The following is a 12,863-nucleotide window of genomic DNA, read 5'->3' on the forward strand; positions in this document are numbered from 1 at the left end:
TTTGCTGCACTGGGGCGTGTCATGGTCGTCTAGCGCGGCAGCACCGTCTGAGTGCGGCCGAGCAGGTAATAGGCGACGAGCCCGGTCCATTCCTTGGCGGCCGTCGTCGTCAGCTGCGCGTTCAGTGAGGGCTGGGTGAAATCGAAGCCAAGCCACACCTTGCCGCTGGTGCGGTAGTCGGTCGGCCAGGGCAGGACGTCGATGTCGTTGGCGCGGAACAGCCCGACGGAGCGCGGCATGTGATACGCCGAGGTGACGAGCGCACATTGCGTCAGCCCGTTTGCAGCCAGAAGATCCTTGGTGTAGCGCGCGTTCTCGAGGGTGGTGCGCGAATCTTCCTCGCGGATCACCCGATCGGCCGCAATGCCGAAGATGTCGAAGAACGCCTTCGAGGCCAGCGCATCGCCCTCGTAGGCGCCGCTGATCGAGCCATCGCCGCCGGAGACGAGGATTCGTGCTTCGGGATAGCGCTTGGCGAGGCTCGCTGTCTCGATGAAGCGGTCTGCTGCCTGGTTGAGCTCCGTGCCGCCGCGGCTTGCCATGACTTCGTTTTCGAAGGCCCCGCCGAGCACAATGATGCAGGAAAGCGCTGTCGGCGGCGTCGGGCGCACAAATCGATCCTCAAGCGCTTGCAGGGCATAGGGGCCAGCGGTGGTGAACAGGCTGATGAAAAGAACCAGCGCGCCCAGGCTGCCGAGAACGGCGCCGATGCGTCGCCAGCCGATGGCCGTCGCAAGCAGCCCGGCGATGACGGCGAGCAGCGAGAACGACAGCGGCTGCACAATGAGCCAGAAGATTTTCGAGATCAGAAACATGGCATCAGCTTCTGCGTTCCGCTGCTTAACAAATCATGAATGCATGGCGCGCGGCCGGATGTTGCGCGCGAAACGGCTGTTCGCGTTCGCGCAAGGTAACGCATGCATCATGTTCATCCGAACGTTGCGTGGGCGGCCCCGGCCACCACTTTCATTTGAAGCCGAAAGGAGTATCATCCGCGAGATGACCACGATAGCCGGCTTCCGATCGCAGCTGTTTCGTGCCGCCAACGAGGTCCATGACCTCACCCCGGTGCAGGCACAGCGTTTGCTTGAAGGCGCAGTGGCGCTGATCCGCTGCATGCGCGAGCAGACGGGCATGGAACCGAACACCGAAGCGCCGGACGTGACCAACATCCTGCTGGACATTGCCGGGTCCATACCCAAACGGTCCGAGCGCGAAATCCGCAATGCTCTGCTCGAATCCGCCGACATCATCCGGTTGCTGACGATGATCCTGGATTCGCTGGACGAAATGGCCGCGAACGAAGGTCCCTGAGGACTGGGTACTGATCAATCGAAGGAAAGTTTTGGTGGAGCTAAGCGGGATCGAACCGCTGACCTCTTGCATGCCATGCAAGCGCTCTCCCAGCTGAGCTATAGCCCCATATCGGGTTCCGGCTAGGCCGGTCCGGGAAGTTCGTCGAGCTGTTGTGCTCGGCGAGTGGCGGCTTATTACTTCCCCTTTTTGAGGATGGCAAGCCGAAAAATGCGTGGCCTGTGGATTTATTTTTTGTCCGGGCCGTTTTTCTCCCGTCCGGGCCACTTTGGCCGAGGACGGGAGCATTTCTTTGTCATTTGAAGCGCTTAGACGTCTTCTTCGTCGTCCGACACGCCGATGAGGTCGCTCATGTCGTCGTCATCGTCTTCGTCGTCGGTCTGCAGGAAGGTGTCGTCATCGTCGTCGCCGTCGATTTCGACGTCGTCGTCGCCGAGATCCGGCAGGTCGTCGCCGCCCGCTGCCTCATCATCGGCATCCTCGAGCGAAACGAGTTCGACTTCGGTGTTCTCTGCGTCGACTTCCGTTACCTCTTCTTCTTCTTCCTTCTCGAGCACCTTGGCGACCGAGGTTTCTTCGAAGAAGGACAGCGGATAGGACTTGCCGGTGTAAGGCGAAACGATCGGATCACTGTTCAGATCGTAGAATTTGCGCCCCGTTTCCGGGTCGATGCGCTTTGTTCCAAGTTCCGGTTTTGCCACAGTCAAAGCCTCTTGAATGGCCGGTCGAGCCGGCGCTTGCCGGAAAGCCGGCGGGTGGAAAGGGTATCAAGCTTATGATGATTAGCCGGTCCCCATAATCGTCTTGGCCGCATCTGTCAAAGACAAATCGCCAAAGCCCCGGCGTTGCTGGCTTTCCGGCTCTTGCCCGCCCCTTGTGGCGCTCCGCGAGCGGCCGCAATTTATGGAAACACGCAGCGAGGGTGTGATAGGAGTGCCGCGGTGCGGGCGCGGTTGTGCCCTTCGGTAAGAACGCCCTTTCGGGCCAGAGGATGCCGCATGTCTCATGGATCGGGCCCGAGACCCGCCACTGCCCGAAAGTCCGCCGATCTGCGCGGCTCGATCCGCATCCCCGGCGACAAGTCGATCTCGCACCGGGCGCTGATGCTGGGCGGGCTTGCTAGCGGCGAGACGCGCATTACCGGCCTGCTACAAGGCGCGGACGTGCTGGCCACCGGCCGCGCGATGCAGGCGATGGGGGCCCGCATTCGTAAGGAGGCCGATACCTTTATCGTCGATGGTGTCGGCAACGGTGCACTGCTTGCGCCGGAAGCGCCGCTCGATTTCGGCAATGCTGGCACAGGCTGCCGTCTGGCGATGGGGTTGGCGGGCGTCTACGACTTCGAAACGACATTCCTTGGCGATGCTTCGCTCAGCCGCCGGCCGATGGCGCGGGTTCTCGAGCCCTTGCGCGAAATGGGCGCGCAGGTGAGGGCCGCCGCAGGCGATCGCCTGCCTGTGACCCTACGCGGACCGAAGACGCCTGCCCCGATCACCTATCGCGTGCCCGTCGCCTCCGCACAGGTGAAGTCGGCGGTGCTGCTTGCCGGTCTCAACGCGCCCGGGATCACCACTGTCATCGAACCGGTCATGACGCGCGATCATACGGAACGGATGCTGGAGGCATTTGGCGCCGCGCTCACTGTCGAGACCGACGTCAGCGGCGTCCGTACGATCCGCCTTGATGGTCGCGGCAAGCTTACCGGCCAGGAGATCGACGTGCCCGGCGATCCCTCGTCCGCGGCTTTCCCGCTGGTCGCAGCCCTGATCGTCCCAGGCTCCGACATCACGATCACCAACGTGCTGATGAACCCGACGCGCACGGGCCTGATCCTGACGCTTAAGGAGATGGGAGGGGATATCGAGGTGATCGGCAGCAGACAGGTTGGCGGGGAGGACGTGGGGGATCTGCGCGTACGGCACTCGGAACTCAGCGGTGTCACCGTTCCCGAAGAGCGCGCCGCCTCGATGATCGACGAGTACCCGGCTCTCGCCATCGCCGCCGCCTTCGCCGAGGGGAATACCGTCATGGCCGGGCTCGACGAACTGCGTGTGAAGGAGTCCGATCGCTTCGCCGCCATCGCCGGGGGCCTGAAGCGCAATGGCGTCGATTGCGAGGAGGGCGCCTCGTCGCTGGTCGTGCGCGGCCGTCGCGACGGTAAGGGGCTCGGAAGCGCTGCCGGCGCGACCGTAAACACCCATCTCGATCACCGCATCGCCATGAGCTTCCTTATTTTCGGGCTTGCATCCGAACACCCGGTCACCGTCGACGACGTGTCGATGGTCGCGACAAGCTTTCCTGAATTCATGGACCTCATGACCAGCCTCGGCGCGAGGATCGCGTGAGACCCACGATTCCGGCGGTAACAATGAGATGGCTGCTGACACTCGCGGTCGTGGTTCTTCTGACGTTGCTGACGCAGATCGGTGGCGCCGTCTGGATCGTCACTCTTGGGCTCCTGCGTCGAAGGAGAGCCGGCGTTGCCGTATTTCTGGCGCTCTTTCTCGGCCTCTATGCGGCAGGGACCGCGCTCAGCTATGCCATTGCGCCGATCTTCGGCCGCGTTCCTCTGCCCTGTTTCGACGACGGCACGTCGCGGCTGAAAATGCAGTCGCCGCTCTTCTGTGTCCTGAACCGCCAATATGTCGTTCCGGAACTGAAGGAAGCGGCCGCTGCCCTGTCACGCCATGTGGATCAGGTATTCCCCGGAACGACCACCTTGGCGCTCGACGCCAACTTTCCGTTCTTCGACGGTTTTCCGCTCTTCCCGCATTTGTCCCATTCGGACGGTCGGAAGCTCGATGTCGCGTTCTTCTATCAGGATGCCGAGGGCGATTATGAGGATCAGGCGACCCGCTCGCCGATCGGCTATTTTGCCTTCGAGCAGCCGGGACCGGACAGCATTCTCCCATGCCGGGATCGCGAAGACCTCTTGACCTTGCGCTGGGACTTGGACTTCTTGCAATCGCTGTGGCGGCCCTTGCCGCTGGAAGAAGGCCGGACCGCAGAGGCGCTCCGCTGGCTCTCGGCCGAGGGGGGCGGTTTCGGCATCGAGAAGATTTTCGTGGAGCCGCATCTGGCGCAGAGACTTGGCGTCGAAGCGGGGTCCATTCGGTTTCAGGGTTGCCGGGCCGCCAGGCACGACGACCACATACATATGCAGGTTGGAAAATGACGTTCACCATCGCTATCGACGGACCGGCCGCAGCCGGCAAGGGCACGCTCTCGCGCCGCATCGCCGAGGAATACGGCTTCCATCATCTCGATACCGGCCTCACCTACCGCGCCACCGCCAAGGCGCTGCTCGATGGCGGCTTGCCGCTCGACGACGAGGCGGTCGCCGAGAAGGTGGCGCGCGAGGTTGAACTGGCCGGGCTCGATCGCTCGGTGCTTTCCGCCCACGCGATCGGCGAGGCCGCCTCGAAGATCGCGGTCATGCCGGCCGTGCGCCGGGCGCTGGTCGAGGCGCAGCAGGTTTTTTCGCTGCGCGAGCCCGGCACGGTGCTCGACGGCCGCGACATCGGCACGGTCGTATGCCCGGATGCTCCGGTGAAGCTCTATGTCACAGCATCGCCGGAAGTGCGGGCGCAGCGCCGCTATGACGAGATCATCGGCAATGGTCAGCCGGCCGACTACCAGACGATTTTCGAGGATGTGAAGAAGCGCGACGAGCGTGATATGGGCCGCGCCGACAGTCCTTTGCGCCCGGCCGACGACGCGCACTTGCTTGATACGTCTGAAATGAGTATAGAGGCGGCGTTTCAGGCCGCGAAGTCTTTGATCGATGCGGCCCTGATCAAGAAGATCTGAAGAAGGGCCCATCCCGGACACTGTCAGGATCGCTCTTCTTGCATAAGCCTGAAATTCCGTCCACGCGCCGGATTGTCCCTTCGATGGGGCGGACTGGGTTCAGGCCTGTTCAACACCAGCCCCCGGCGCATATGCGTCTCCCCCGTGAGATGCATGCAGGAGATTCCATGTCTGCTACCAACCCAACCCGTGACGATTTCGCAGCGCTTCTCGAAGAATCCTTCGCGAAGACCGATCTCGCCGAAGGCTATGTTGCCAAGGGCATTGTCACGGCCATCGAAAAGGACGTCGCCGTTGTCGACGTCGGTCTGAAGGTCGAAGGCCGCATCGCTCTGAAGGAATTCGGCGCGAAGGCGAAGGACGGCTCGCTCAAGGTCGGCGACGAAGTCGAAGTCTACGTTGAGCGCATCGAAAACGCGCTCGGCGAAGCTGTTCTGTCGCGCGAAAAGGCTCGCCGCGAAGAAAGCTGGATGCGCCTGGAAGTGAAGTTCGAAGCCGGCGAACGCGTCGAAGGCATCATCTTCAACCAGGTCAAGGGTGGCTTCACCGTCGATCTCGACGGCGCCGTTGCCTTCCTTCCGCGCTCGCAGGTCGACATCCGTCCGATCCGCGACGTCACCCCGCTGATGCACAACCCGCAGCCCTTCGAAATCCTCAAGATGGACAAGCGCCGCGGCAACATCGTCGTATCGCGTCGTACGGTTCTCGAAGAGTCCCGTGCCGAGCAGCGTTCTGAAATCGTTCAGAACCTTGAAGAAGGCCAGGTTGTCGAAGGTGTCGTCAAGAACATCACCGACTACGGTGCGTTCGTCGACCTCGGCGGCATCGACGGTCTGCTCCATGTCACCGACATGGCATGGCGCCGTGTGAACCATCCGTCGGAGATCCTGAACATCGGCCAGCAGGTCAAGGTTCAGATCATCCGCATCAACCAGGAAACCCACCGCATCTCGCTCGGCATGAAGCAGCTCGAGTCGGATCCGTGGGATGGCATCGGTGCGAAGTACCCGGTCGGCAAGAAGATCTCCGGTACCGTCACGAACATCACCGACTACGGTGCGTTCGTCGAGCTGGAGCCGGGCATCGAAGGCCTGATCCACATCTCCGAAATGTCCTGGACCAAGAAGAACGTACACCCCGGCAAGATCCTGTCCACGAGCCAGGAAGTCGACGTTGTCGTTCTCGAAGTCGATCCGACCAAGCGTCGTATCTCGCTCGGCCTCAAGCAGACGCTCGAGAACCCGTGGCAGGCATTCGCGCATAGCCATCCGGCTGGCACCGAAGTCGAAGGCGAAGTCAAGAACAAGACCGAATTCGGCCTGTTCATCGGCCTCGACGGCGACGTTGACGGCATGGTTCACCTTTCCGACCTCGACTGGAACCGTCCGGGCGAGCAGGTCATCGAAGAGTTCAACAAGGGCGACGTCGTTCGCGCTGTTGTTCTTGACGTCGACGTCGAGAAGGAGCGCATCTCGCTCGGCATCAAGCAGCTCGGCAAGGATGCAGTCGGCGACGCCGCTGCTTCGGGCGAACTGCGCAAGAACGCCGTTGTTTCGGCCGAGATCATCGCGATCAACGATGGCGGCATCGAAGTGAAGCTCGTCAACCACGAAGACATCACCTCGTTCATCCGCCGCGCTGACCTGTCGCGTGATCGTGACGAACAGCGTCCGGAGCGTTTCTCGGTTGGTCAGGTTGTCGACGCTCGCGTCACCAACTTCTCCAAGAAGGACCGAAAGATCCAGCTGTCGATCAAGGCTCTGGAAATCGCTGAAGAGAAGGAAGCCGTTGCTCAGTTCGGTTCGTCCGACTCGGGCGCTTCGCTCGGCGACATCCTCGGCGCCGCTCTGAAGAACCGCCAGAACAACGAGTAATCGTTGCCTGGCGTTTGAATTGGAAAACCCGCGGAGAGCGATCTCCGCGGGTTTTTCTTTCCAACCAAGTCCGAATTGTGAAATCGGCCCCCAGCCCTGGATGGGGCTAGGCCCGAGCTTAAGGCTGAACCGGCGTCTTAGCCGAGACCGCCGAGCCTGCGGTAAAGATCGTAGGCGTCGGGCGGTTCCGGTGCCTCGCCCTCCGGCATGGCTTCGCCGGTCGGCTCTCCGTCTTCCGGATTTCCGTCGCTTCCCTCTTGTGTCGTTTCGTCCTCACCCGCTGCATCTTCGCCCGAGCCTCCGGGCATGCCGCGCGAATGGTCTTCGCCTTCCACCTCGCCGGCGGCCACTGGATAGGGGATCATCGCGAAGGGGATGGCCTCGCGCGGCAGGCCGTTTTCCACCAGTCTGGCGATCATCTGCTGCACCGTCTGCTCGTCCGTGGCGCGTTGCGGGCGAATGTCCGCGGGTCCGCGCGGTGGTGCAGCGGTCTCCTCGGAGCGATCGTCGAGCAGCGACGGCAAGGTCGTGCCGGCGTCCGTTACGGCGCGCTGGCGGGCGGCGGCATCAGCGACGCGCATGCCAGCTTCCTTGGCGGCGGGCTGGGGCTGCGTAGCCGGCTCGTCCGTCTGCTGCGCCGCCGATCCCGGATCGCCATCGGCCGCGCCCGCAGGCAAGGCCACGCTGTCGCGGATGAGCGTCTTGATGGGCTCGGAGAGCACGCGTGCCGAGCGCACCTCCGGATCGTTGCGACCGGCAGCGGTGGTCCTGTGGCCGTCTTCTTCGTCGGCATCGGGCAGCGGGCCGTAGGTGCCGTCGGGATCCTCGCCTTCGATCGTGTCGGCAGCCTCCATTTCATCGGCGCCATGCGCTTCAAGCGGTGTTGCGGCACTTTCTCTGGCGGGCGCTTCCGTCTCGCCGTGTCCGACTTCGCCGGATTGCAGGTCCTGCTCGGCCTCGGCGATGGGGCCAGACAGCGATGCCGGTTCCGCGATCTCGCCTTCGCCCGCAAGCAGCGAGGCAGCGCTCCCGATCGGCGTGTCGCCCGATGAAGCGCTCTTCGCGGCGTTCGCGCGCGCCTCACCCCGCTCTGTGGGCTTTTCGCTTCCGCTCTTTGATGGCGCTTCGGTTCCGGCCGCGTCCAGATCCTCGCCCTGCGGCTCGGTCACATCGTTGCCGACGCCAAAGGTCTTGCGCAGCACAGCCTGTAGAAGTGCGACTTCACCACCGAGCGGCGTGCGTGCCGCGGTCTGGCTGAACGGCAGCGCAGGCTGGAGCGAGGGGTTGCGCAGGATGAGGTCGCGCGCCTGCGCCGGCATGGGTGTCGCGGTGCCGCCCGGCGCGCTCGTGCCGTTGCGGATCGCCGGCAGGTCCGCTAGCAGGCCGACGCGGATTGAAAGATTGCGCCCGCCAAGCTGACGCTCCAGAAGCAGCCGGTCGGACGTCGGCATCGATTCGAGGAAGGCCACCAACCGCCGGACGAAATCGCGCCCCCCCTCCTGCGGGAGTGGCGGGAACTTCAGGATGCGCGCGAGATCCTCCATCAGCCGCACCAGCGCGTCCTTCGAAAGGATCTCACGACCGGAAAGATGCCGCGTCAGCGCATCGAGGATCTTCTGTATGGCTTCGCCACGCTGGCTGGCGGTCAATGGTGCTGCAGGCTGCAGCGTCCTTGCGCTCGTCTCTTCCGTGGGGGCCGCGGTTCGAGCCTGGATGGGTATCAGCATTCTGGTCTCCATCTCGCTTGACCTCGGTTTGACCATTCGTCGTGGAACGACGAAACGCGCTCGGGCGCGGTCCGATTTTTCGGCTTGCGCGCGACTTTCTGTTCATGACTTGCGGGTTGGCGCCTCATGCGCGTCGTGGCGAATGGCCAGACAGCCGCGGCTCGGCCGCGGATAGGAGAATCGGCATGATGGTTTGAGGTTAGGGCAAAGAGGTTTATGAATTCTTAACCATGTTTCGGCTTCCGGCATGTCGCGACCCAGCTTGCGGACGGGTCTGCAAGGCCTATCTTTAAGGGAGCCGCTCTGCAGGCTCGAATGGTGTCTGTGCCAGGAGTTTCGGATGACAGTCCGTCCCCCAAAAGCCCTAAGCCCGAACTTCTCGACGGCCGGCGCCTTCAACGTGCTCGAATACGAATTGATGTCCGAGCGCGCCGATGCGCTTGGCCGGCATGGCCTCAAGGTCGAAAAGGCGCTTGCAGCGCTTGCGGCATTGAAGGGAGATGTGGCGAGGGATCTACGCGAGCGGGTGCTCGACGAGGCGGCCGATGCCGTATGGGCCTTCCTCATTCAGCGGGAGATTTGCGGCCTGCGTGACAGCCGCGATGTGGTTCGCCGCTATGGCATACCCAAGGAGGTCATGGCGCGGCTCGGCATCGTGCGCCGAAAGCCGTCAGAGGCTTAGCGCAGCGAGCCTATAGAGGCCGTTGTCGTCGAAGCGCAGAAAGGGGCCGGCTGCCGTGCGTTGGTCGGCGATATCTTCCATCTCGTCCTTGAGCTGGAGCGCCCGCAGATGCTGCTCCTCTTCGTCGAGCGACAGCTTGTCGGTTCTGCGCGTCGGGTCACCGCGCAGGCTGTTGAGCTGGGCTTCCTCGGTCGACGCAGGCTCCGTCGCGCTCTTCAGGCGGTCGACGGCATTTGCGGCTTGTGCAACGCTTTGAGGTCCCTTGTCGCTCGTTTCGCCGAGCGCAACCTTCAGTGCGTCGTTTTCCGGGCCGCCGGGGTTCTTGAGCGCCTCGACCAGCTCCGTAAGCGATAGTCCGAGCTTGTCGAGCCCCAGTTCTTCCTCGATTTTCGCAATGGCGGGCGATTCCAGCTGCTTCAGCTGGTTCTCGATTTCCCTTGCAAAGGCGGAATCGGACTTGAACGTTTCGCGCTCGATGTCGAAAAATTTTCCGACCTCACGGATGAGCACGGCGCGGTTGTTGTTGGCGTCGTTGCGAGCATGATCGAAGAAGTAGCCGTTGATCTTCTCGTTGGCGGCCTTTTGAGCGCCATCGGGCTCGACCTGCGCCCTAAGGAGCCGGTCGTCCTTTGTGCTCTTGGCCTTTTCTTCTTCCTCCGTCTGCCGCTTTTCGATGTCCTTGAGGATCGAGCCGACCAGATTGGTCGTCGCGGTGGCGGCAGATTGCTGGGTCGGAAGCAGCATGATTCATCCTGGCAGCACAGTGGATCGTTTTGAAACGGTAGGCTCTTGCAGTTAATGCCGGTTTAACTGGCGCTGCCGAGATGTTGGGGCACGCAAGCGCCGGTGATGGCGCGCAAAACTTCCAACTCCCGCTAATGCGGGGCGGAGAGAAGGTGCGCAGGCGGTACGGCCAGGCCGCGCCCCAATCAGGGCGCTAGAGCGTTTCTCGTGCGTTCATGCGGACGCGCCGCGCTCTAGCGATAGGGCGAATAGCAGACCTTGTAAGCGCCGCCGTAGCTCAAGAACCGGTTGGTTGCCGGATTGTAGGAACGGTAGCGCGACAGGCACCAGCTGACATGGGCGTTGCCGCCACCGACATACCGATCGCGATAGTAGTAGTTGCCGCCGTAGTAACGGCGGGGATAATAGCCGCGATTGTAGCCGTAGCGGGGATAGTAGCCGTAGCGGGGGTAGTATCCGCCGCCATAGTAACCGCCGCCGTAGTATCCGCCCGAGCCGAAGTAGAGGGTCAGGCCGGAGCCGCCATAGTAGGGGCTACCCCATCCGCGTCTGTAATAGGGGCCTCCCCAACCGCCTCGCCAGCCGTATCCGCCATATCCGCCGTAACGGCGGTGGTAATACTGCACATTCTGGACGTCGCCTTGTGCCTTGATCTGAAGGTCGGGCGCCTGAAGCGGCATCGCCTGCACAGGTCCGACGGGGGTGATCAGGGAGGCGGCGGCCAAGCTGCAGCCGATAACGAAATTGCGAAATCCCGTCATTTTGTCCTCGCTTTCGGAAAGCACTGCCTTCCGGTTGTGTCCCTGCCTGTATTACGTTTGCATTTCTTGGTTTATTCATGGCAATGGGCAGGGAGCGTGCAGAAGGGAGCCTCGGAGCTCCGGCCTTTGGCCAACTTGCCCGGAAAGCGCTTGTCCCGCGTGCGCGCCGTTTTGTTTTTGTCCCTTTTTCGCCCGGCAACGGGCAGCGGAGAATGCGATGCAGTTGAAGTTTGGTACCAGCGGCCTGCGTGGCCTTTCAGAGGAACTGAAGGGTGAGCCTTCGGCCCGCTACGCGACCGCGTTTGCGCGCTATCTTCTGACGTCCGGGCGCAGCCAGCCGGGTGACCCGATCGTGATCGCCCGCGACTTTCGCGATTCGAGCCCGGAAATCGCGGCAGTCTGTGCCTCGGCACTCGCGCGCGAAGGACTGCGCGTCTTCGATTGCGGCACGGTGCCGACGCCGGCGCTTGCGCTTTATGGCCGCGAATGCGGAGCGGCCGGTCTGATGATCACCGGCTCCCATATCCCGGCTGATCGGAACGGCATCAAGTTTTATCGGCCGGATGGCGAAATCGACAAGGAAGATGAAGTCGCCATCAGCCGGATTGCCGATGAAATCGCCGGGCAGATCGAGCCGGTCGCCAATCAGGGCATTGGTGAGGACCATGCGTCCCGCGCATCCTCGCTCTTCATCGAGCGAAACCGGCAGTTGTTGCCCGCCGGCGCGCTCGCCGGCCTCAAGGTCGGCGTCTACCAGCACAGCACCGCCGCGCGGGATCTTCTCGCCGATCTGATCGCCTTCTTTGGCGCCGAGGTCGTCGCCCTCGGACGTTCGGAACACTTTATCCCCGTCGATACCGAAGCGGTGTCCACCGACACGATCGAACGCCTTCAGGAATGGGCCCGCGAACACCGGTTCGATGCGATTGTATCGGCGGACGGCGACGGCGACCGGCCGCTGGTCGCGGACGAGAACGGCTTGCCGCTGCGCGGCGATCTCCTCGGGCTGATTGCCTGCGGCTTCCTCGGTGCTACGCTTGTCGTCACGCCGGTCACCTCGAATTCGGGCCTGGAGCGCAGGGAAGGGCTCTCCGTGCTGCGCACCCGCGTCGGGTCGCCCTTCGTGATCGCCGGAATGCAGGAGGCCCTGGACGAGGGGTCGACCAAGGTCGCCGGCTTCGAGGCCAATGGCGGCACGCTGACGGCCAGCCCCTTCGTCGTCAACGACGCAACCCTCCAGCCGCTGCCCACCCGCGACTGCGTCCTGCCGATCGTCGCCGCACTGGCTGCGGCGGCAGAGGCCAAACTCTCGCTGTCGGTGCTGGCCGCCTCCTATCGGCTTCCTGTGGCGCTCAGCGACCGGCTCGAAAATTTCCCGGTCGAAACCAGCGCCCGGCTGATGGCCTATTTGCGCGGCGGCAACGAAAATCTCGCGGCATTCCTGGCGCCGATCGGCCGGCCGGTCGCCGTCAGCGATATCGACGGGCTGCGGGTGACGCTTGACGACGGTCGCATCGTTCACTTCCGCCCCTCCGGAAATGCACCGGAGATGCGTTGCTATGTCGAGGCGGACACGGCCGAGGCGGCCGAGGGACTGCTGTCGAGCGGCCTATCCACAATCCGGCATTGGGCAAAAACCGCCTCGAACTGAGTTTTTTGTCCTCCGACACGAAAACTTCAAAAAGCCTGTTGACACTTCGACTCGAGCCTTTTACACACCCGCTCGTCGCCCAGATGGCGGAATTGGTAGACGCGCCAGCTTCAGGTGCTGGTACTCGAAAGGGTGTGGAGGTTCGAGTCCTCTTCTGGGCACCAAATTCCCAAACCAAATCTTTGATTTGGTTTTGAAAAACCCCGGTTCGCCGGGGTTTTTTCGTTTCTGGCGTTTGGCCGGATTCCGTGGCGATTTCCTGCCTTCCGACCCTCGCTCTTCGACCAGGATGGTTGCATG

General features: G+C 62.8%; 12 protein-coding genes and 2 tRNA genes. 8 read left to right on the forward strand and 6 right to left on the reverse strand.

What is annotated here, in order from left to right; translation table 11 throughout:
* Positions 1 to 29: 29 nt before the first annotated feature.
* The gene (locus tag AC3WVQ_RS19400) at positions 30 to 815 is read right to left on the reverse strand and encodes a YdcF family protein (protein WP_110818569.1); all 786 of its coding nucleotides are present in this window, start codon (positions 813 to 815) and stop codon (positions 30 to 32) included.
* Here AC3WVQ_RS19400 and AC3WVQ_RS19405 point away from each other — a divergent pair.
* Positions 784 to 1,314, forward strand: coding sequence for a hypothetical protein (locus AC3WVQ_RS19405; protein WP_146242987.1), 531 nt, complete (start codon positions 784 to 786; stop codon positions 1,312 to 1,314). The genes AC3WVQ_RS19400 and AC3WVQ_RS19405 overlap by 32 nt on opposite strands.
* Before the next feature lie 32 nt (positions 1,315 to 1,346).
* Here the strand turns inward: AC3WVQ_RS19405 and AC3WVQ_RS19410 are convergent.
* Both AC3WVQ_RS19410 and AC3WVQ_RS19415 read right to left on the reverse strand, forming a co-directional pair.
* Positions 1,347 to 1,422 (reverse strand) — tRNA-Ala (locus AC3WVQ_RS19410).
* 200 nt (positions 1,423 to 1,622) lie between these two features.
* Positions 1,623 to 2,015 carry a TIGR02300 family protein gene (locus tag AC3WVQ_RS19415; RefSeq protein ID WP_029742385.1) on the reverse strand — a complete coding sequence of 131 codons (393 nt, stop codon included), beginning with the start codon at positions 2,013 to 2,015 and terminating at the stop codon, positions 1,623 to 1,625.
* A gap of 297 nt (positions 2,016 to 2,312) precedes the next feature.
* Here AC3WVQ_RS19415 and aroA point away from each other — a divergent pair, with 297 nt between their 5' ends.
* The 4 genes from aroA to rpsA all read left to right on the forward strand — a co-directional run bounded on the left by aroA (position 2,313) and on the right by rpsA (position 6,998).
* The gene (gene aroA, locus AC3WVQ_RS19420; protein ID WP_110818568.1) at positions 2,313 to 3,659 is read left to right on the forward strand and encodes a 3-phosphoshikimate 1-carboxyvinyltransferase; all 1,347 of its coding nucleotides are present in this window, start codon (positions 2,313 to 2,315) and stop codon (positions 3,657 to 3,659) included.
* A 23-nt stretch (positions 3,660 to 3,682) separates the two neighbouring features.
* Positions 3,683 to 4,489 (forward strand): hypothetical protein, encoded by an 807-nt coding sequence (locus tag AC3WVQ_RS19425; protein ID WP_110818567.1) that lies wholly within the window; start codon positions 3,683 to 3,685, stop codon positions 4,487 to 4,489.
* Positions 4,486 to 5,124, forward strand: coding sequence for a (d)CMP kinase (gene cmk / locus AC3WVQ_RS19430; protein WP_110818566.1), 639 nt, complete (start codon positions 4,486 to 4,488; stop codon positions 5,122 to 5,124). The genes AC3WVQ_RS19425 and cmk overlap by 4 nt, the downstream gene beginning before the upstream one ends.
* Positions 5,125 to 5,273: 149 nt before the next feature.
* On the forward strand, positions 5,274 to 6,998 hold the full coding sequence (gene rpsA, locus AC3WVQ_RS19435) for a 30S ribosomal protein S1 (RefSeq protein ID WP_082005877.1): 1,725 nt from the start codon (positions 5,274 to 5,276) through the stop codon (positions 6,996 to 6,998).
* A gap of 137 nt (positions 6,999 to 7,135) precedes the next feature.
* On the opposite strand, the gene AC3WVQ_RS19440 is transcribed toward rpsA, so the two are convergent.
* On the reverse strand, positions 7,136 to 8,725 hold the full coding sequence (locus tag AC3WVQ_RS19440; protein ID WP_146242986.1) for an ICP22 family protein: 1,590 nt from the start codon (positions 8,723 to 8,725) through the stop codon (positions 7,136 to 7,138).
* A gap of 340 nt (positions 8,726 to 9,065) precedes the next feature.
* On the opposite strand from AC3WVQ_RS19440, the gene AC3WVQ_RS19445 reads away from it, so the two are divergent.
* Complete coding sequence (locus AC3WVQ_RS19445; RefSeq protein ID WP_060608536.1) at positions 9,066 to 9,407, forward strand: DUF6665 family protein; 342 nt, start codon at positions 9,066 to 9,068, stop codon at positions 9,405 to 9,407.
* Here the strand turns inward: AC3WVQ_RS19445 and AC3WVQ_RS19450 are convergent.
* A complete protein-coding gene (locus AC3WVQ_RS19450) occupies positions 9,396 to 10,151 on the reverse strand; it encodes a hypothetical protein (protein ID WP_110818564.1) in 756 nt (251 codons plus the stop codon). The two genes, AC3WVQ_RS19445 and AC3WVQ_RS19450, sit on opposite strands and share 12 nt — an antisense overlap.
* A 233-nt stretch (positions 10,152 to 10,384) precedes the next feature.
* The gene (locus tag AC3WVQ_RS19455) at positions 10,385 to 10,912 is read right to left on the reverse strand and encodes a BA14K family protein (protein WP_034805252.1); all 528 of its coding nucleotides are present in this window, start codon (positions 10,910 to 10,912) and stop codon (positions 10,385 to 10,387) included.
* A 223-nt stretch (positions 10,913 to 11,135) separates the two neighbouring features.
* Between AC3WVQ_RS19455 and AC3WVQ_RS19460 the strand changes: the two genes are divergently transcribed.
* Positions 11,136 to 12,563 carry a phosphomannomutase gene (locus AC3WVQ_RS19460; protein ID WP_492382931.1) on the forward strand — a complete coding sequence of 476 codons (1,428 nt, stop codon included), beginning with the start codon at positions 11,136 to 11,138 and terminating at the stop codon, positions 12,561 to 12,563.
* Positions 12,564 to 12,640: 77 nt separating this feature from the next.
* Positions 12,641 to 12,727: transfer RNA gene (locus AC3WVQ_RS19465), tRNA-Leu, on the forward strand.
* Positions 12,728 to 12,863: the final 136 nt, after the last annotated feature.

The sequence above is a fragment of the Ensifer sp. EB106-05-01-XG146 genome (assembly GCF_058791875.1).